At 45.7% G+C, this 20,303-nt stretch carries 18 protein-coding genes and 1 pseudogene; 16 read left to right on the forward strand and 3 right to left on the reverse strand.

Translation table 11 applies throughout. The features are described from left to right. Nucleotides 1-135 precede the first annotated feature (135 nt). From ACX9NY_RS24280 to ACX9NY_RS24310, 7 genes are all read left to right on the forward strand, one after another. A complete protein-coding gene (locus ACX9NY_RS24280; RefSeq protein WP_339238796.1) occupies nucleotides 136-1,299 on the forward strand; it encodes a response regulator in 1,164 nt (387 codons plus the stop codon). After that, on the forward strand, nucleotides 1,245-4,439 hold the full coding sequence (locus ACX9NY_RS24285) for a hybrid sensor histidine kinase/response regulator (protein ID WP_472475540.1): 3,195 nt from the start codon (nucleotides 1,245-1,247) through the stop codon (nucleotides 4,437-4,439). Before ACX9NY_RS24280 ends, ACX9NY_RS24285 begins: the two co-directional genes overlap by 55 nt. Before the next feature lie 168 nt (nucleotides 4,440-4,607). Then, on the forward strand, nucleotides 4,608-5,927 hold the full coding sequence (locus ACX9NY_RS24290; protein ID WP_472475542.1) for an ATP-binding protein: 1,320 nt from the start codon (nucleotides 4,608-4,610) through the stop codon (nucleotides 5,925-5,927). Further along, complete coding sequence (locus ACX9NY_RS24295) at nucleotides 5,899-6,792, forward strand: response regulator (protein ID WP_339238793.1); 894 nt, start codon at nucleotides 5,899-5,901, stop codon at nucleotides 6,790-6,792. Before ACX9NY_RS24290 ends, ACX9NY_RS24295 begins: the two co-directional genes overlap by 29 nt. Nucleotides 6,793-7,106: 314 nt before the next feature. Beyond that, nucleotides 7,107-7,904, forward strand: coding sequence for a transporter substrate-binding domain-containing protein (locus ACX9NY_RS24300; protein WP_472475544.1), 798 nt, complete (start codon nucleotides 7,107-7,109; stop codon nucleotides 7,902-7,904). 17 nt (nucleotides 7,905-7,921) lie between these two features. Continuing rightward, on the forward strand, nucleotides 7,922-8,578 hold the full coding sequence (locus ACX9NY_RS24305; RefSeq protein WP_074092820.1) for an amino acid ABC transporter permease: 657 nt from the start codon (nucleotides 7,922-7,924) through the stop codon (nucleotides 8,576-8,578). Further along, a complete protein-coding gene (locus ACX9NY_RS24310; RefSeq protein ID WP_339238791.1) occupies nucleotides 8,575-9,297 on the forward strand; it encodes an amino acid ABC transporter ATP-binding protein in 723 nt (240 codons plus the stop codon). The genes ACX9NY_RS24305 and ACX9NY_RS24310 overlap by 4 nt, the downstream gene beginning before the upstream one ends. A gap of 98 nt (nucleotides 9,298-9,395) precedes the next feature. Here ACX9NY_RS24310 and ACX9NY_RS24315 read toward each other — a convergent pair. Then, nucleotides 9,396-10,014: pseudogene (locus ACX9NY_RS24315) on the reverse strand (NUDIX hydrolase). 111 nt (nucleotides 10,015-10,125) lie between these two features. Between ACX9NY_RS24315 and ACX9NY_RS24320 the strand changes: the two are divergent. Further along, the gene (locus ACX9NY_RS24320) at nucleotides 10,126-10,212 is read left to right on the forward strand and encodes a DUF4180 domain-containing protein (protein ID WP_339261566.1); all 87 of its coding nucleotides are present in this window, start codon (nucleotides 10,126-10,128) and stop codon (nucleotides 10,210-10,212) included. A 23-nt stretch (nucleotides 10,213-10,235) separates the two neighbouring features. Then, nucleotides 10,236-11,360: an SGNH/GDSL hydrolase family protein gene (locus ACX9NY_RS24325; RefSeq protein WP_339261565.1), complete on the forward strand. Its 1,125-nt coding sequence runs from the start codon at nucleotides 10,236-10,238 to the stop codon at nucleotides 11,358-11,360. A 116-nt stretch (nucleotides 11,361-11,476) separates the two neighbouring features. Here the strand turns inward: ACX9NY_RS24325 and ACX9NY_RS24330 are convergent, their stop codons facing one another. Then, on the reverse strand, nucleotides 11,477-12,037 hold the full coding sequence (locus ACX9NY_RS24330) for a dihydrofolate reductase family protein (RefSeq protein WP_339238790.1): 561 nt from the start codon (nucleotides 12,035-12,037) through the stop codon (nucleotides 11,477-11,479). Nucleotides 12,038-12,112: 75 nt separating this feature from the next. Here ACX9NY_RS24330 and ACX9NY_RS24335 point away from each other — a divergent pair, with 75 nt between their 5' ends. The 4 genes from ACX9NY_RS24335 to ACX9NY_RS24350 all read left to right on the forward strand — a co-directional run bounded on the left by ACX9NY_RS24335 (nucleotide 12,113) and on the right by ACX9NY_RS24350 (nucleotide 15,275). After that, on the forward strand, nucleotides 12,113-13,021 hold the full coding sequence (locus ACX9NY_RS24335) for a helix-turn-helix transcriptional regulator (RefSeq protein WP_472475548.1): 909 nt from the start codon (nucleotides 12,113-12,115) through the stop codon (nucleotides 13,019-13,021). Nucleotides 13,022-13,079: 58 nt separating this feature from the next. Continuing rightward, a complete protein-coding gene (locus tag ACX9NY_RS24340; RefSeq protein ID WP_472475550.1) occupies nucleotides 13,080-14,006 on the forward strand; it encodes an oxidoreductase in 927 nt (308 codons plus the stop codon). A 262-nt stretch (nucleotides 14,007-14,268) separates the two neighbouring features. After that, nucleotides 14,269-14,538: a CD3324 family protein gene (locus ACX9NY_RS24345; protein WP_472475552.1), complete on the forward strand. Its 270-nt coding sequence runs from the start codon at nucleotides 14,269-14,271 to the stop codon at nucleotides 14,536-14,538. 188 nt (nucleotides 14,539-14,726) lie between these two features. After that, on the forward strand, nucleotides 14,727-15,275 hold the full coding sequence (locus ACX9NY_RS24350; protein WP_472475554.1) for a hypothetical protein: 549 nt from the start codon (nucleotides 14,727-14,729) through the stop codon (nucleotides 15,273-15,275). Between the two features lie 90 nt (nucleotides 15,276-15,365). Here ACX9NY_RS24350 and ACX9NY_RS24355 read toward each other — a convergent pair whose 3' ends face one another. Further along, nucleotides 15,366-16,226 carry a GNAT family N-acetyltransferase gene (locus tag ACX9NY_RS24355; RefSeq protein ID WP_472475556.1) on the reverse strand — a complete coding sequence of 287 codons (861 nt, stop codon included), beginning with the start codon at nucleotides 16,224-16,226 and terminating at the stop codon, nucleotides 15,366-15,368. A gap of 250 nt (nucleotides 16,227-16,476) precedes the next feature. Here ACX9NY_RS24355 and ACX9NY_RS24360 point away from each other — a divergent pair, with 250 nt between their 5' ends. The 3 genes from ACX9NY_RS24360 (at nucleotide 16,477) to ACX9NY_RS24370 (ending at nucleotide 20,124) form a co-directional block, all read left to right on the forward strand. After that, on the forward strand, nucleotides 16,477-17,070 hold the full coding sequence (locus ACX9NY_RS24360; protein WP_342571448.1) for a hypothetical protein: 594 nt from the start codon (nucleotides 16,477-16,479) through the stop codon (nucleotides 17,068-17,070). A 200-nt stretch (nucleotides 17,071-17,270) separates the two neighbouring features. Beyond that, nucleotides 17,271-19,421 (forward strand): sensor histidine kinase, encoded by a 2,151-nt coding sequence (locus ACX9NY_RS24365; protein ID WP_472475559.1) that lies wholly within the window; start codon nucleotides 17,271-17,273, stop codon nucleotides 19,419-19,421. A gap of 4 nt (nucleotides 19,422-19,425) precedes the next feature. After that, on the forward strand, nucleotides 19,426-20,124 hold the full coding sequence (locus ACX9NY_RS24370; protein ID WP_472475562.1) for a response regulator transcription factor: 699 nt from the start codon (nucleotides 19,426-19,428) through the stop codon (nucleotides 20,122-20,124). The last annotated feature ends 179 nt before the right edge of the window (nucleotides 20,125-20,303 follow it).

Here is a 20,303-nt window from a genome sequence, read left to right on the forward strand (position 1 = left end):
CTGTCTTCTATTTAATATTATACAATTAAATTGCTAGAAATTGAAATTGGGAAATGATAACCATAATACTTAAAATGCCTATGATATAATAATGAAAATAAATCTCAAGACCTCAGGGTCGAGGAGGAAGCTCCTGTGAAAGTGATATTGGTTGACGACGAACGTCTAGCGTTGATAGGCCTTCAAAAATCACTAGAAAAAGAAGTAAGCGACATCGAAATTATTGCTACATATATGAATCCAACAGAGGCTATCGCAGGCATTGTGGAGCACAGACCTGATGTTGTATTTCTGGATATCCATATGCCAGAGATGGATGGGATGGATCTGGGTAGACAGATTCAGGCGGTATCATCCGGCACAGAGATTATATTTGTAACCAGTTACGATCAATATGCGGTACATGCTTTCGAACTTCAGGCCTTGGACTATGTCATGAAGCCTATCCAAAAAGATCGATTGAAGCAGACGGTGAGTCGTGTAAGAGAGAAACTGAGTGTAAAACGCGAGCAGCGTTCAAAGGATACAAACGTACCTTTGATTTGCTGTTTTAATCAGATTCAGTTTAAGCTTCCAGGCAAGGATATTCAGGTTGCCAAATGGCGCACAAGCAAGGCGCAGGAGCTGTTTGCATACCTGCTTCACCATCGGAACCAGGTTATTCATCGCAGTGTTCTGCTGGAGCTTCTGTGGCCGGGAATGGAAGAGGAGAAGACGGCACACCAACTCTACACTACGATGTATCATGTCCGCCAAACCCTGAAAACTTGCAATATGGATATGATTAAGATTCAAAGTGGACACCTGGAGGCAGGTTATCGACTTGAATTGGGTGAGGCTCAGTTGGATAGTGAGCAGTGGGAACGGGAAATCAGGCAATGGAAGGCCGTAGACGCAAGTACCGTTCATGCCTATGAGCAAGCGCTTCATCTATATAAGGGTACCTATCTTGGTAATTATGAATACATGTGGGCTGAACCTGAGCGGGAAAGATTACGCTATCTGTGGCTGTATCATATGAGACAACTAAGTCTGTATTACCAGCAGCATGGACTGACGGATAAAGTGATTGAGAGTACACGACGCATCCAGCATATGCTTCCGGATGAAGAAGAAAGTTATTTTATTCTAATGAAGTTATATGATGAAATGCACAACGATCTCGGTGTGGAGGAGCAGTATCGTCTCTTAACTACCAGAATGGAGCAAGATTTGGAGATACCGATTAGTGAAGAGGTCCGCGAATGGTACAGGGACTGGAAGCTGGGACTGATCAAGTCAGGACAGCGTATCCAATGAGGTTACGACAACCAAAGTCCGCAAGCCGTTTCAAATATGTTCTGATCCTGTCGATTATTTTAGTGGCATTGGTTGGCATGCGTTGGGTCTGGTCGCAGTTCTTCCCTGCGTTGGATGAGCATCACGCTGTGAATGGTGTACTTGACTTGCGAGGTGTTGATCTGGAGCGAACGCCGATCATGTATCTGAATGGAGAATGGGAACTATATTCGAATGAATTACTGACCAGTAAGGATATTTCAGGTAGGGGAGGAGCTGCGGCAGGTGTAGTTCAAGTTCCGGGCAATTGGGAAAATGTCGAGAAGAATCGGGATCTGGAGAGTGCCATTGGCTATGCCACATACCGATTACGCATTTTGACGGATCCCCTCCAAACACCTGTGGCCTTCTGGTTCAAAAACATTCGAAGTTCATCCGAGATTGAACTCAATGGGGATATCACAGGTGGAATGGGGAGGATATCGGAGGATGCAGATACATATGTACCGAGAAGTAACTCGTATACGGCGACCTATGAACATGACGGAACCACCGAGATTGAATTACTCATTCGTGTAGCTAATTATGATAGCCCGTACATAGGAGGGATCGGCAAACCCGTTCGCTTCGGTTCCCAGGCGGCGGTTGATTACGCACGTTGGTATTCCATTGGTTTTCAACTGGCCATTTTTCTCGTTCTACTCCTTCATGGTATGTATGCCTGTATTCTGTTTGTGTTCAACCCCCAGGAGCGAGCCTTACTTGTTGCAGCTATATTAACCTTATCTGTGGGCATCGTGGTTATGGCTGGTCATGATAACATTCTGATGTTATGGCTCCCTATTAACTATACGTGGGGGATCAAGCTTCGTCTGATTGGTCTGCTGCTGCAAAATGCCTGTATTCTGCTGTTGTTCCAGAGATTGACCGTGGTACATATCCCAACAAAGATCCTTCAATTAGGCATTGTCACGACATTGGCTTATATTGCTGTTATTTTGGCTGTGCCCATTCACGTTGTCTATGCCATGGTTCATTACGCTTTCATCGACTTATTCTTTCTCGTCTCTTCTCTCTGGTTCCTGTACATTGTAGGTGTCATGCTCTTTAGGAAACAGGCTGATCGAGATATGGTTTTCCTACTATTGACAGCCGGAGGCATCATATCCAATATGTTGTGGAGTACAAGTGAGACATCGAAAGATGTGACAACAGTCTATTATCCCATTGACATCATCTTTGCCATTACCGGCTTCTCCGCCTATTGGTTCAAGAAATACTTCAGAAATGCCAAGGAGAACATCAAGCTGAATACAGAACTGCAGAAGGGTGACAAAATTAAAGATCAGTTCTTGGCGAATACCTCACATGAACTGAGGACTCCGCTGCACGGGATCATTAACATCGCTCACAATGTAGTCACCCGAGAGAAGGACAAGTTGGATGGACGGAGCCTGGAGGATATGGAACTGCTGATTACGATCGGTCGGCGGATGTCCCATCTCCTCGGTGATCTACTGGATGTAGTCCGGCTGAAGGAACATCGTATTGTGTTACGTCAGGCTCCTCTTTCCATACAGTCGGTTGTGCCAGGTATTATCGCCATGCTTCAATTCATGGCGGAACGCAAACCGGTCCACCTTCATATGAAGATTCCGGAATCGTTCCCGCCGGTCATGGCTGATGAAGAAAGGCTCGTTCAGATTTTGTATAATCTGCTGCATAACGCGCTTAAACATACTGAGGAAGGGACGATATCCGTGAGTGCCGAAATTCGTGAAGGACAGGCTCTGATTCATGTGACGGATACCGGCATTGGCATGGATGAGGACACGCGGATGCGCATTTTCCTTCCGTATGAACAAGGGTCATATGGAATAAGCGATGGACAAGGCATCGGGCTTGGACTGAACATATGTAAAGAGCTCGTTGAATTGCACGGCGGGGCACTAACGGTTCACTCGGAACTCGGAAAGGGTTCGATATTCAGCTTCGATCTGTCGCTCGCGAATGAAACCACCCATCAGACTCAGTCACAGCTTCCTCCGATATGGGAACAGGCCGCGGAGATGATGCAAGATGCACCTAGCGGATTCCTGTTACCCCGCTCAGGTATGGGGGACGAAGAAGTCATGGCGACAGAAGAAATGGCTCCGTTGTTAAAAGAGGGGAAAGCCACCATTCTGGCTGTAGATGATGATCCGGTTAATCTGGATGTGCTGGTCAGCATTCTGTCGAATGAACCCTACACCATAACTACGGCCCGGTCGGGCCAGGAAGCGATGGAACTGCTGGGCACACGCCAGTGGGATCTGCTCATAACGGATGTGATGATGCCCCATATGTCCGGATATGAATTAACCCAGAAGGTGCGTGAACAATTCTCCATGTCAGAACTTCCGGTGTTATTGTTAACTGCACGAAGCCAGCCACCAGATATATATACCGGTTTTGCATCGGGAGCCAATGATTATGTCACGAAGCCTGTAGATGCGCTGGAGCTAAAATATCGGATACGTGCATTGACCATGTTAAATCAGTCCATCCAGGAGCGCTTACGCATGGAGGCTGCTTATTTGCAGGCTCAGATCCAGCCGCATTTCCTGTTCAATACGCTGAATTCACTTATGGTCCTAAGTGATATTGATACAGAGCATATGCGGAAGCTTGGTGAGGCTTTTTCATCCTATTTACGAATTAGCTTCAACTATCTCAATACAGGGGAACTGGTGAAATTATCATACGAGCTGGAACTCGTAGAAGCTTATCTTTTTATTGAGAAAACGCGATTTGAAGATCGATTGTCCGTGGTACTAAACGTAGAGCCGGATCTTCCTCTACTTCTCCCGCCGCTGTCGATTCAGCCCTTGATTGAAAATGCCGTAAGACACGGGTTATTAAGCCGAAATGTGGGTGGGACAGTATGCCTATCCATTACTCGCCATGAGGGTTATACCCGTATTGAGGTGAAGGATAATGGCAAAGGCATGGAACCGGAGAAGGTTGCAGAGCTGCTACATGCTACGCCAGGTGGAAAAGGCGGAATAGGCATTGTGAATACGAACCGCAGATTGTTGCAACGGTATGGTCAGGGATTATCGATCGTGAGTGAGCCGGGTGAGGGGACGATGGTATCCTTTGATATTCCGAACGAAGTATAAAGAAAAGGCCGTAGAAGTGAAAACTTCCGGCCTTTTTGTGTTGCGCTCTTATTCATTCCCTAATTTTAATTATTTCTAATGCATCATTCATATGTTAGTATATTTAACATTAGAAGCGCGGAATCCGGCATTGGGCGCTAAACGTTGTTATAGTGGGTGAAGAGATCGATGCGCAATTGGGTCAAAAACGAGAATGTGCAGATGACGGCCATTGCCTTTGCCACAGCAGTAGGGGCGCAATTCAAGATAAATCCGTTTCGGGAAGATTACTTCCGAATCGGCCTGGGGGTTAGCATCTTTTTATTTCTGCTGATGATTATGCCACATTTGTCTTATGTGAAGACAGGAATCCTGACAGGTATGGCAAGTTTCCTGTTTCAGTCGGCAGATCTCATCAATCATGTACAGACCGTATCCATTCTGGAAAGCATGCGGGACAATCTGGGGGCAGGCGTGTATTATGTAGTCTTTGCCTATGGTCTTAGCAAGCTCAGGCATCGATTCCATGAAATGCAGCCTCTTCTGCTCGGCGGCCTGATTACCTGTATCGACTTTTCCTCTAACCTTGTTGAGCTGCTACTTCGCGGCATGTTAAGTGGGACCAATATCTTTTATATGAAGGAATGGTTGTATCTGCTTGTGGTGGGCGGTCTGCGAAGTTATTTTATAATTGGGCTGTACAACAGCTTTGCGGTGAGACAGATGCGGCTTTTGCATGCAGAGCAGGAGAAACGGATGGAGCAGATGCTGAGTGTAAACTCAGGTCTATATGGCGAGGTGTTTTACTTGAAAAAAGCAATGAATACGATCGAAGGCATTACGGCAGACAGCTATGATCTATATCGAGATCTTCGAGAGCAGGAGATGAACCAATACAGTCAGCGCACACTGGGCATTGCTCAGCAGATTCATGAAGTGAAGAAGGATTCACAACGGATTCTTGCGGGTCTGCTGAAATTATATGATAACGAAAAAGCGGTCAACATGAGCTTGTCCGAAGTGCTGAACTTTGCCAGCAAAGCAAACCGAAAATATAGTGAGATGCTGCATAAGCAGGTGGAGATCGACATCGAGCAACAGTATGATTGTGAGTCTCCGTATTACATTCCTCTTCTAACGGTCATGAACAACCTGATTGCCAATGCGGTAGAGGCGATTGAGTACGATGGGAAGGTCCGAATTCATGTGTATGAGCAGGGAGATGACGTGCATTTGGTCGTGATGGATACTGGAAAAGGCGTACCTGAAGCCAAACGGGATGTGATCTTTGAACCGGGCTATACAACGAAGTTCAATGAAGTCGGCATTGCCGCAACAGGCATTGGCCTGTCCCATGTACGTGATATCGTTCAGTCATTGGAGGGATACATTAAGGTAGACTCGGGCCTTCCGGAAGGGAAAGGGACTACATTTGTTATAGCTATTCCCAAAATGAATCTAATCAAGGGGGGCGATGTCGATGACACTTTCTATCATGATCGTGGATGATGATGTGGTCAGCCGAAGCATGCTGCATGATATCATTGAATCCTGTGGAATCGGCGAGCTTGCAGGCATGGCAGAGGGCGGCATAGAAGGGGCACGGATGATTATGGATCTGCGACCCGATGTGGTACTGATTGATCTACTGATGCCGGATCAGGACGGAATTGAGACGGTTGCGAAACTGAAGCACAGCGGGTATACCGGCAAATTCATTATGATCTCTCAGGTGGAGAACAAGGAGATGGTAGGTGCTGCCTACCAGAACGGAATTGAATTCTTCATTCATAAACCGATTAATCGGGTAGAAGTGGAGCATGTGCTCAGCAAAGTGAATGAACAGTGGAAGTATGAACGCTACGTCCTGGAGATCAAGCAGTCAATGGCCCGATTAAATCTGGTGGAGGTGCCAGCCCCTGCCCAAGGTCGTTCGGTGCGAGATGCGGCTAGGAGCATTCTGATGGATCTGGGGATCATCGGAGAAAGTGGCAGCAAGGATATAGTGGCCCTTATGGAATATGCAATTGATCAGAAGCGCGCCGGGGAGTGGCCGCCGCTGAAGGAGTCATACGAAGCAGTGGCCCAGACGTACAAGTCTACGCCCAAAGATGTGGAGAAAGAGAGTAAGGCGATGGAACAACGTATTCGCAGAACGGTAATTGCCGCGTTAACGAACATGGCCTCGATTGGACTCACCGACTATAGCAACCACAAGTTTGAGCATTATGCGCCCCTCTACTTTGACTTTCAGGATGTTCGAGTGAAGATGAGAGCCATGGAAGAAGATCAGGCAGCCGACAAAGGCAAGGTGAATATCAAAAAGTTCCTGCATGTGTTCTATATGGAGACGATTGAAAAGATGAATAACTGAATAACTGAGATATGATATCTCATATCCAAAAGCCGAAATCCCGGAGGTAACACTTCACGGATGTTCGGTTTTTGTATTTTTAACGCTCATTATTGTTATATAACCTTACATAAAATGCTGAAATAAGATCTTTTATTAGCACTTTTTCGCGTTTAACTATCAAAAAAACACTCTATGTTAATTTAATTTTCATAAGTTGTAATTATTTTATGTAGGATCATGTAAGTTCGCGTAGGGAGCAAATTACAATACGTACATAAATACAAATGGTCGATTCGGTCGATCCCAATCTAATTCGGAAAAGGGGTTTTTCTATGAAAAAGGTAGCATCCATTGTAATGGCGTCCGTTCTTGCTCTAACACTTAGTGCCTGCGGTGCAGCGAAATCGGGTGAAGAGAATAGTGCCCAGTCGGCAAGTGGTTCAGCTGTTGAGAAATACACATTTGGTACCGATGCAACGTATCCCCCTTTTGAGTTCCAGAAGGACGGCAAATATGTAGGAATCGATATTGACCTCATGAACGCGATTGCGGAAGAAGAGGGCTTTGAGGTAGAGATCAAACCGATGGACTTCAAAGGCATTATTCCAGCCATTACGGCGAATCAACTGGACGGAGCCATTGCAGGCATTAGCATTACCGACGAACGTAAAAAAGTGGTGGACTTCTCGGACCCGTATTATCAGGCCGGTCTGTCCTTAATCGTACATGAAGATAACGCGGACATCCAAAGTCCTGAAGGTTTAAAAGGAAAAACGATTGCAATTAAAAAAGGAACCTCAGGTGCCAATCTTGCAGATGAATATGCAAAAACCTATGGGGCAACCGTGAAATATTTTGATGACAGCCCATCGATGTATCAGGAGGTCGCGAACAAAAACGCAGATGCTACGCTGGAGGATTTCCCGGTCATCTCCTATAAGATTGCCATTGACCCGAACGCCAAGCTCAAAATCGTTGGAGATCGATTGAACGGTGACTTCTACGGCATTGCTGTTGCCAAAGGTGACACAGAGTTGCAGAAGAAGATTAATGACGGATTGAAGAAATTGCAGGAAAACGGAAAGTACGACGAGATTGTTGGCAAGTACCTAGGAACAGCGGCTAAATAGAAGGGAATGTGGTACGGATGGACTCCTCCTTGCAAGTCATCATAGACGCACTACCTCTTCTGTTAGAGGGTACAGTTGTTACGTTGAAACTGGTCGTGATCTCGCTCATCATTGCGATGGTAATTGGATTGATCTCAGGTCTGATGAGCACTTCCTTGAATAGATTGTTGCGGCTGGTAGCTACACTTTACGTGGATATCATCCGTGGTACACCCCTTCTGGTGCAAGTATATTTCATCTACTTCGGGCTGCCAGTGTTCCTGGATATGCGCATTCCGGCGATGACCGCGGGTATTATTGCGATTAGTCTGAATGCCGGAGCGTACATCTCGGAGATTTTCCGAGCGGGGATCAATTCGATTAGCAATGGGCAGCATGAAGCAGCGCGATCCCTGGGTTTAACTCGTTTTCAGACGATGCGACTGGTCGTGTTGCCTCAAGCAACCCGGCGCATGATTCCTACCTTTGTGAACCAGTTCATTATTACGATTAAGGATACATCGCTGTTGTCGGCGATCGGTATCGCCGAATTAACGCAGAGCGGGGAGATTATTATCTCCTCCAACTTCCGGGCTTTCGAAATCTGGGGTGTGGTGGGCATATTCTATCTGATCATCATTGTGCTATTGTCCCGGGCTTCCCGGTTCATTGAGAGGAGGTATGCAATCCGATGATTACCGTAGAGAATCTGAAAAAGCAGTTTGGTGCCAATGAGGTATTGAAGGATATCTCCACAACGATTCAGGAAAAAGAAGTCGTATGTGTCATCGGACCTTCCGGGTCTGGTAAAAGCACGTTCTTGCGCTGTCTCAATCTGCTGGAGGGTGTGACGTCTGGGAAGGTGACCATCGGCGGTGTAGAGGTGACATCACCCAAGACGGATATCGATCAGCTGAGAACCAATGTGGGCATGGTGTTCCAGCAGTTCAACCTGTTCCCGCATCTGACCGTGCTGGAGAATATCATGCTCGCGCCGAAGCATATCAAGAAACTGAATAAGGCCGAGAATGAGAAAAAATCAATGGAACTGCTCAGCAAGGTCGGACTATCTCAGAAGAGGGATGCTTACCCCGAGCAGTTGTCTGGTGGACAACAACAGCGTGTGGCCATCGCACGTGCACTCGCCATGAACCCTAGTGTGATGTTGTTCGATGAACCTACGTCTGCACTGGACCCGGAGATGGTTGGAGAAGTACTGCAAGTGATGAAAGACCTCGCTCACGAGGGGATTACGATGATTGTTGTTACGCATGAGATGGGCTTCGCCCGTGAGGTGGCGGACCGAGTGATCTTTATGGATGGCGGATATATTGTAGAAGAAGGCACGCCTGTAGAGCTTTTTCAGAATACCCAGCATGAGCGGACCAAGGCGTTTCTGGGTAAGGTTTTATAGTCTATCAAAGTCAAAGTGATAACCCCTTATGGCATACCATGTACTATAGACATCAGGAATTGATGGACTAAGGTCGGGAAGCTGAAGGGGTTATTATTTTAATCCAGAATTACTTCTTTATCAGGTTGTTCAAGAAATTCAAACATGATTTTAATTTGTTCCAGCGTATTTCGTTCCAATGATAATTCAGGTAAAGCGTCGATAGCAAAAAAAATCAACTGCGCTGGTTTCTACCCCTGTTTCCGCATGCCCTCCTATAATGTCACATCGGATAAACATTTTATATACGTGATATGGCTCAGGTGGGTGTCCATGGAATTTTTTGTCCAATACGGCTAACAACCGCATCGGTACAACATCAAAACCGGCTTCTTCCTTAATTTCTTTCACAGCTACTTCTGATGGTGATAAGCCGATGTCACTCCATCCCCCGGGTAATGCCCAGGCCCCATCTATTTTCTCTTGAACCAAAAGTACTTTGTCTTCCCTGAAAACAACACCGCGTATATCGACTTTAGGGGTCGCGTAACCTGAATCACTAGCAAATGTAAGTGAGATTTTCTCTTTGCTAACAGAGGTATAGTTGCTTAAGATATCAATACTAATACGTTTAAATTCCTCATAACGCTCAATATCATAAACATCCTTGGCATAGGTTAAACCTGTTTGTGAGATAGCTTGAATCTGTTTGGCCCATTCCAGCCACTTTGTGTCCATGGACTCCTCTTTTCTTCGCATGTCACGAGAGTTAGTTTGGTTAGGAAATAACCCCATTGTATCATAGAAATTACAGTCTATAATTCTTGCTTATTATAGAACTGCGAGATTGTGCAGAAATACGTGAACGATCATGTTAAGCTTGCTATTGTGGGAGATTTCGAAGGGTATAACAGCAAGAACCTGCTTATAATCTAAGTCAAACGTAGGAGGTTTGCATGATGATATCTAATGAGAATGTAAAGGTAACTGCTCTGCCTGAGATCGGAAATCTCAAGGTACATGGCAGAACAACTGGTGAGTTGTCGCCGCTGACTTTATTTTGGACGGGAAGTGCGGTTGAACTTAATGTACAGGGCTCCGAACTATGGGTTGAGGTGGAGTCGCAGTATGACATGTATGAGTCATGGATCAGCATTGTAATCAACGGTGTTCCGGTGAGCAGACAGATGTTAACGGCGGGAAGGTACTGGGTCTGTGTATTCCGGGGCATGAACGTGAATGTGGTGAAGAATGTTCGGATCGTTAAGGATGTTCAAGCGATGAGTGGTGATCCGGGGTGTTCCTTGCAGGTTCATGCGGTGAAATCCGATGGAGCGTTCCTGCCTGTGCAGGAAAAACCATACAAGATCGAATTTATCGGTGACAGCATTACATCTGGCGAAGGTGCGATTGGGGCTAAAGCGGAGGAAGATTGGATTCCGATGTGGTTTAGTGCCATACATAACTATACGTATATGACAGCAGAGGCATTGAATGCAGAATATCGGGTCATCTCGCAAAGTGGCTGGGGTGTGCTGACAAGTTGGGATAACAATCCGAAGGGGAACATCCCCGATGTTTACGATCAGGTCTGTGGCCTGCTTGCTGGTGAACGTAACGAAGCGTTGGGCGCAGGAGATCCGCATGATTTTGGATCGTGGCAGCCGGATGTGGTGGTTGTGAACCTGGGTAGCAATGATGGAGGTGCGTTTCAGTCACCTGAGTGGAAAGACCCTGACACCGGCAAGGTGTACAAGCAGCGGCTAAACGAAGACGGTACGTATCATGAAGAAGATCTGGCTGCTTTTGAGAAAGCGGTAGAACAGTTCTTGTTCAAGCTTCGGAAAAACAATCCGGCGGCACATCTCGTATGGGCTTATGGCATGCTTGGTTTCCCGATGATGCCTGCCATCTACCGTGCGGTTAATGCGTATACGAAAAAGACAGGAGATCGCAAGGTTACGATTATCCAGCTTCCCGATACAACCGAAGAGACGGTAGGCGCGCGCACCCATCCAGGCGAGTTATCTCATCGTAGGACGGCAGAGGTATTAGCAGAATATGTGCGAGGCATGTTAGGATAGCTTGAAACATGGGAATGAAAAGACCACTCTTTCATGAATTGTACCCCAAGGGTTAGATGTGTCTCGCTTCATGGGGTTCCTTCATCATAAGAATGGTCTTTTTCTTTTCTTCTTATCTAGACATTTGAGGGCGTGTCCACTGCATCGCTGTTCTGTACCTCATAACGAATCGAGATGATCTGTCCGAGCGTCTGAGTTCGGATCATTTTGAATTGACTTGGCACAGTGCCTGTCGGGAATAAAGGGATGCCATCACCAAGAACTTTGGGAATAATGGCGACTTCAATCTCATCCAGTAATTTTTGGGCTAACACAGCTTCAACCAGTATTCCGCCACCCACAATCCATACGTCTCCGTCAGAATCCTGCTTTAATCGGGGAATGAGCGTATCTACCGTCTCGGTTGTAAACTGTACATGCGGAGCGGGAGGTTGTTCCGAGCGGGAAAGCACATACGTTGGGCGATCCGCATAGAGAAAATCTTCAGAAAGTGTAAGCACCTCTTCATACGTATAACGTCCCATAACAACGCTACCGATCGTTTGATAAAACGCCGCATACCCGTTGTCTCCACCATCACCCTCCACATCAAATAACCAATCTACCGAACCGTCCGGTCTTGCGATATATCCATCCAAACTCATAGCAATGTACAAAATGGTTTTGTTATTGTTCATAGTAATCGCTCCCTTCTACAATGTATGTTACACTTTAACTATGACAAAAGTTGACGTAGTTAGGGGGGTGAATCTATGAATAATCGGAAACTGGCCATCATGCGACTGATGGATTCCAGACAGAAGTTTACAGCCCGGGAACTGGCAGAGCGATTTGACGTATCTGTACGTACGATCCAGCGAGATCTGGATGCATTGCAGGCACTGGGTTTTCCTTTGTACACCGAAGTTGGTGTTAACGGGGGATATCGGGTGTTGCCCAATCGGATCTTGCCACCTCTTCAACTGACACAGCAGGAGGCATTAGGACTATTTATGATGCTGGAGTATCTACAGCAAGTCCCGGATTTTCCGTACGGTTCCATGCGTGAACATCTGGCTGAACAGTATTTCTCCACTTTGCCTCAGGATGTACAGGACCTCATTATGCGGATGAGAGAGCATATCACTTTTGTCCAGCATCCCGGTGAGCATGCCGAACCTTTAACAACCGAGATATTGGGTGCAGCGGTGGAAAAGAGAGAAATCCAGTTTATGTATCATGCCCGCAATGGTCATAAAAAAGTCCGGGTCTTTCCCTATGGCATCTACTATGGGCAGGGGTATTGGTACATGCCAGCACGAAATAAGGATCGCGTGTTGTTGTATCGGGTGGATCGCATGCAGCAGTTGGTTGTAATGGAATCGGTTGATGAATCTGTTCCAAGCCTGAAGGCGTGGCTAGATGCCAAAGAAGACAGAGCAAGCGTAGAAGCGGTGCTGCAATTCACGGAATTTGGAGCAAGGATGGCCGCTTCAGATGTGTTGTTCAAGTCGGTTGAAGGCAACGAGTGGCGCGGATTGGTTCCGCCCGAGGAGTTTTCTTTTACAGCGAGAAAGTTACTCTCCTATGGCCCGGAAGTGAAAGTGATCTCGCCCCCTGAATTGAAACAACAGGTTAGAGAGTTACTCGAACGGAGCATAAGTCAGTATGGCAGGGGATAAAAGCTATATACGCTCGATATTTGGGTAGTAAGAAAAGATAAGAGAGGTGTGTAGAGATATGAGCACAGTGTGGACTAAAGACATCATCCCGACTGTATCCAATAAAGTAGTGATTGTGACAGGTTCGAACGGTGGGTTGGGGTATGAAACGGCATTAGCGTTAGCTGAAAAAGGTGCGAAAGTTATCCTTGCTGTTCGTAATTTGGAAAAAGGTGAAAAGGCAGCTAATCAGATAAAGTCGTCTGTACATGTAGCTGGAGAGGTCATCGTTATGCCCCTTGACCTTAGTGATTTAGCCAGTATCCGTAAGTTCGCAGCCGCGTTTCTTGAACAATACGATTCCTTGTCCATTCTCGTCAATAATGCAGGCATTATGAATCCTCCATTCCAGTTGACGAAGGATGGCTTTGAGTTGCAGTTTGGTAGCAATCATCTAGGGCATTTCGCGCTTACAGGCCTGCTATTGCCCCGATTGATTTCTACTCCAAAATCGAGAGTGGTTACTCTAAGTAGTTTGGCAGCGGGTAATGGTGCAATTGATTTTAATAATTTGGATGGCTCCAAAGGATATGCTCCCATGAAGTTCTACAGTCAAAGCAAGCTGGCCAATCTGATGTTTGCAAGAGAACTGCAGAATAAGTTTAATTCCGCCCATATGGATTCTATGAGTATCGCCGCTCATCCAGGAATTTCGAATACCAATCTGTTCTCTTTTGGTTCGGGGAAACAGACGAATATATTCATGCGGAGTCTTCTGAAAATCATTAGTCAACCTGCACACATGGGTGCATTACCTACCTTGTACGCTGCAACAGATCCAACGATTACGGGAGGAGAGTATATTGCTCCTGGCGGTATGGGTGGTACTAAGGGCTATCCCAAGACCGCCAAGGTTATCGAAAAATTATATAATGCCGACATTTCAAACAAGCTATGGAGCGTTTCAGAAGAATTAACAGGGGTTTATTACCGATTTGAAGTGTAGATTTTGCCATTAAGATAATTATTCCTTATTATGGTATAGATAGTTGAAGTTCTTCAGCACGAATATGAATGGGGGGCTACCATGATTCGATTCATAAGAAGTTTCACGACCCGCTCTATGCAGAGTCCATGTGATGAACAACGGCGGTTGTTTGCATAGAGCCTGAAATTCATTTCCGCCATACCATTGTAGTGCATATTCAATGTGTTCATCGTAAGACTCTGCTGCCTTAAAGATTTTAACTTTTAAGGAGTGGAGCAACATGAAATATATTAATGCGGATACCATCTTCCCGGAAGAATTGCTTAGAGAAATACAGCGTCATATCCCTGGTGGCTTAATCTATATTCCGCGGCCCAAGGGTGCCCATAAGAAGTGGGGCGAGAATTCGGGTGGCCGAAGGGTTATTCAGGAACGGAACGTTGAAATTCGCCATTTTTTTGCTGCAGGAGCGACCATTGATCAGCTTGCAGATCAATATTGTTTATCTGTGGATAGCATCAAGAAAATTGTATATTGCAAAAAGGGATGAAACTATAGAAGCTACGTTCGAGCCATCGAATGTGGCTTTTTTCCTGTAAAGAAGAATAAAGAATGGTTATGAAGGATTCTTTATATATTCGGGGCTGGTGATATTGCGTACAATTCATATGACGGTGCAAGGATGCGAGAGGGAGTTCTTGAAATACGTTTTCAAATTATCTGACAGGGTTGGTGAATATGAATATAGAAGTGAAATTAACGAATAAGGACGAGGCGTATGTGATTAAAAATATGTACCCGCTATATCTTCATGATCTATCCGGTCATTACGGTCTAGGTGGAGAGCATACCCCGAATGAACACGGCATTTTCGAACCAAGTCCTGATTATAAAAAGTTACAGGATCAGTATGATGTACAGAACATCTGGTGGGAGCAACCGGAATGTCTGTATCCGTTTCTGATGATTGTGGATGACGTTCTAGCAGGGTTTGCATTCGTAGCCACGCCGCCATATTGCTCACAAGGAATAGACTTCTTCGTACATGATTTCTTTCTGATGCAGCCGTTTCGAGGGGGAGGTGTGGCTGAACACGCTGCGTCGACAATCTTCGGAAGGTTTAGAGGAAGATGGGAGTTGTTCACCAATCCATCGGAGAACAATAAGATCGGCCAGTCTTTCTGGCGGAAAACAGTGACTAATTATACCGAAGGTCACTATCGGGAAATGTATGGGCAAACGTTCGACGGCTATAAATTGATTTTCCAATTCTCCAATCATCTCTGAAAGTAAATGTACGGATCTGTACCACGTAAAAGAGAGAGAGAGAGAGAGAACGTTTCCCTTTGCGGGAAATGTCTCTCTCTATACTTCCCCCTATAAATTACCGCTGAAATAGTGATACTCTGAATTCACCTCAAAACCTACACTACGGTACAGATTCAAAGCGCGTTCGTTCTCGGTAACAACGGATAGGCGAATATCTGTATAGTGTTGTTTCCTTAGGAGATTCACCAGAATATGAAGCGCAGTGCGTCCTATTTTTCGACCCTGATAAGCGGGTAAAATACAGAAGTTATGAATAAATGCAGTTGTTGCATTAATGGAGTTGACCCGTACCAGTCCAACAGGCTGTTGATCCTGCCATGCAATATAGGTAACTCGGGTGGGTTCATTCGTTTGCATAAAGTAATTGCGTGTCCAGTCCTCCGAATCTCCAAAAGCCTGGGATGTGCAAGTGACCATAAACTCCATATCCTTGGCTTCTGCCACGGACAACGTTAGTTCAGGCGATTCCACAACCCCAACGACTTGATTCACAAGTTGCATCGAATACTCCGCACGATCATAAATGGCTCCATGGGACTGGGCAGTAAGAACACCCGAGGATAAGCCCTGAGGAACGCGATAACTGAGTTGATTAATCCCCTGTGGTTTCATGTCCAGGATGGCTTGTTTCAGTAGGCTGGTGAACACACCTTGGCGACGATAATGCGGATGTACGATGGCATTAATATTCCCGGTTACGCTGTCAGAATTATACCAACTGAGGAGTCCTGCCAAATCACCGTCACGATAACAGAGGAGCGCGTGGTCTCCGTCTTTTTTGCTAATATGATCAAGGTCTGCCTTGAGATGCACGGAATCGAGCTGTTTACATTGTTGTTCGAGCAAAATAATAGCATCAATCTGTTCCTTGGAGTCATAGACCATGGGTACGATTTGATAAATTGACATAGCTTTCACACCTTCATTGTTGAAGGAAACACGCAGTTATTGGACCCGCAGGCGCTATCCTTCGAGAGTTGGTCCATTTGTAATTTTAATCATCATCATCATTATCGCCTCCAAATCACTTCTCGATGACTATAACATAATCTATTACGAAAGGGGCATGTGTTTGTTTGGATGTGTCCAATAACTGGACATTATATCCTATTAAAGGGATAATTGAGAGTAATACAGACGAGAAAGGGAGGGGTTAACCATGCGTAAGTTCGTTTATGTGATGGGTACATTATTTCTTTCCGCCGCCATGTTAATGGGGTGTACACCATCTGAACCAGCAGAAACCACTGAACCTGTCACTCCACCAACAACGGAACAACCGAGTGATATGAGTGATCAGAAGGCGACGGCGGAGGAGCAGCAACAAGCGCTCGAAATGTCGCTGGAGTATAAGACAACAGAACTCACCGTGGATGGCAAGGACTATGAGGATACGTTAGAGATGGAAGGGTTATTGGCCAAAGGAGAGACTATGAAGCCATTCCTAACCTCCAGAAATTATGAGGCTTACATGGCTAATCGATATATTGTCTTACCTCTTCAGGTTGCACACATCGAACAAGCGAACTTGCATCCTGAAAATATTGAAACCAAGATCAAAGACAGCAAGAGCGACTGGATTCTGGTGGAGTACACGCTCGATCTGAAATTCACAGACGAGAACGGAAAGGAGATCAATTCTATTCCGCTATCGGGCGATATCACCTTTTTGCAGGATAAGGGAGAATGGCGCATACAGGATGATACGTACAATAGGGATGCATTCGCAGACATCATTAATAGTTCTCTATAGTTCATGAAGTATGCACTACAAAGTGCATACTTTTTTTGTGGTGTCGTGCCAGCTAAGCGAGGGTTGTCAAAGGGGCGTGATCTTGAGGTTTGCTCTAAGCTATTCCTAGAAATTTGCAGAGTACATTCTTCCGCATTGATGATATTATTTGGGTAATCAGCTTACTTATTGCGCTGTTGTAGAATGGGGTTGGGTTCATCATGAGGGGGATTCTTCGAGTCGGTTATAGTAAAATCTGGTTTTATATCGTTGCTGCCATTGTTGTTGGCTTGGTTGCCGGCTATGTCGTTCTCTCTACACCGGATTCATCCAACTTCCAAAGTGAAGAAGGTGTTCTGGATCTAACACAGGTTCAGCTCCGTACGAATCCCCAAAAGTTAACAGGGGAGTGGGCTTTCTACTGGCAAGAGCTGTTGTCGCCTGAGGATATACGGGTTCGTTCACCAAGGGAGGGACACCAGACCCACTGGATCAATATCCCTAGCTCTTGGTCAGGCTACCGGTTAGAGGGAGAGAAGCTGGGTGGGACAGGCTATGCAACCTATCGACTGATTATTCAATTAAGCAAGCAGGATCAAAAAGAGCGTCTTGCTCTGCGGCTACCCAGCATTTTTCACGCTTATAAATTATGGGTGAATGGCGAGCTCCTGGCACAAGTTGGTAGGGTTGGTCAGGACAAGAACAGTATGATCCCGCATCTGGCAACGAAGCTGTTATTTGTTCAGCCTGAAAACGATACGTTAGAGTTGGTGATGCAAGTATCTAACTTCCAACATAATCGGGGTGGTATTACCAAGTACATCGAGCTGGGCGGCAGTGATGTACTAACGACCAACACCAATTTGAATCTTGCCGCCGACATGTTCATCACGTCAAGTCTGCTGGTGATTGGCTTGTATAATCTGCTGTTGTTCATTCTGCGACGCAAGGACAGAGCGCCATTATATTTTGGCCTATTCGCTGTACTGCTCGGTGTCCGATCCTTACTCAACGGTGAGCTTGTCCTTACACAATGGCTGCCACAATTCCCTTGGGAATTGCAGTTCAAGATCGAGTATCTGACACTTTGTGTCAGTGGATTTATCATCACGATGTATTTTGATTGCATTTTTCCGAATTATGTATCACGCTGGTTTCATTTTGTCACCCGGATCGCAACGGGGGCATTTTGTATCTTTGTTGTGGTAACCCCTGCGCTGATCTATACTCCGTTTTTGCTGGTAATTGGTGTAATGGTAGTTCTACATATGGTGTATCTGATGGTCGGGCTGGTTCGAATGGCTGTGCGACGTATGGAGGGAGCGTTGATCTTCCTGTTGGTGTCGGTGGTTACTTTGATCACTGTTGTCAACGATTTCTTATATTACAACGGATGGTCGCTGATCGGAAATACATCACCGCTTGGTTTATTGATATTTACGATCGCACAGATGATTCTGCTTTCTTCGAGATTTACGAGGACGGCATCCAATGAGGAGAGAATCTCACGTGAGTTGCAGTATGCTAACGACAAGCTGATCGAAATGAATATGAATCTGGAACGGACCGTGCAGGAGCGAACTCAGGCCTTATCTACAGCCCATGAGAATCTCCGCACTTCGTATGACCGGTTGCTCCACTCTGAGCAAGGAAGGAAGAAGCTTCTTGCCTATATTACGCATGATCTGCGTATGCCGTTATCCAGCATGCTTGGGTATGTAGAAGCCATACAGGACAGAGTCAAGCCGGAACGCAATGAACAATATTTGAAGTATATCCGGGATAACACGATAAGGATTAACCGCATGATCGAGGAGTTGTCCTTTTTGTCGCATTTGGAGACCGGACAAGTCTCGTACCGAATGGAGCCGGTTCAGATTATTCCCTTCTTGCATGATCTATTTGAACAATATGAGCTTGTTGTACGTGATGCAGGATTAGATTTCATTTTGGATATTGAAAAAGCAGAGGATCCACGATCTGACTTGCCAGTTGTCGAGATGGATGCCAAAAGAGTAGAGCAGGCTTTATTTAATCTCTTGTCGAATGCCATGAAGTTCACCTCTAGGGGAGGGCTGATACGTATTGCGTTAGCTGTGGTCGAGGTGAATCATACTCGCCATGCGAACATTAGCATACAGGATTCTGGAATGGGTATTCCTCCGGATCAGCTTGAGCAGATTTTTGAACGTAATTACAGATACGATCGTCCGGGCTTGGGGAATGGAATAGACGGCAGTGGGCTAGGGCTAGCGATCTGTAGGGAAATTGTACTTGCGCATGGAGGAACGGTTCGAGCGGAGAGTGACGGTAAGATGGGGGCGACATTCTATGTGATGCTTCCTTGTATCGGGAGCGAAGGAAAGGGATGATGGAATGCAAAATCACAGAATTATGATCGTCGATGATGATCCCCATATATGCGAGATTGTTCAGGTGTATTGCGACAGAGAAGGGTTTAACTCCACATACAGTCATAGCGGGACAGAAGCGATGGAGCTGCTTACAACGTTCAAGCCCGATTTGATTGTATTGGATGTATTGCTTGCTAATGAAAACGGTATTGATTGGTGTAGAAATGCACGTAACTTGACCAGCGCGCCGATCATGTTTCTGAGCAGCCAGGAAGAAGATGAAGTGAAAATTAGCGCATTATCCTATGGTGGCGACGATTATGTGACCAAGCCGTTTAGTCCGGGAGTTCTCATGGCCAAGATCAAGGCTCATCTTCGCAGAGTATCAACGGGTAGAAGGGAACAACTGCTGGAGTTACCGGGTTTGACACTGGATTTCTACACGCAGTCCGTCAACATGGGGAGTAAACCTATCTTTTTATCCAAAAAAGAGTTCAGTCTGTTGTCCTATATGGCGCAAAACGTGGATCGTGTCGTCAGTGTCGACACATTGTTTCAACTCATCTGGGGGATGGAAAGTCTGGAAGATACGAGGACAGTTGCTGTACATATCAGTAATTTACGTAAAAAAATTGAGACTGACCCCGCTGATCCCGAACGAATCATCACGATTCGAGGGAGTGGATATATGCTGGTTGCTACCAGTGTGTCACCAGCATGAATACAGCGTAATCTATTATAAATGGGAAAATCGCGTTGGGACAGTACTTGACGCTATTTTCCCATTTTTTATTCATTCCTCTAGCTTCGTAATTGACTCAAGGTATCAAACCCCTCAACAGAAGTTCCGCGCTTTTCCATCTTCGTCAAAATGATGTGCCATCTCTCCGAAGAATTTAA

This window comes from Paenibacillus sp. CB74, from assembly GCF_055687625.1.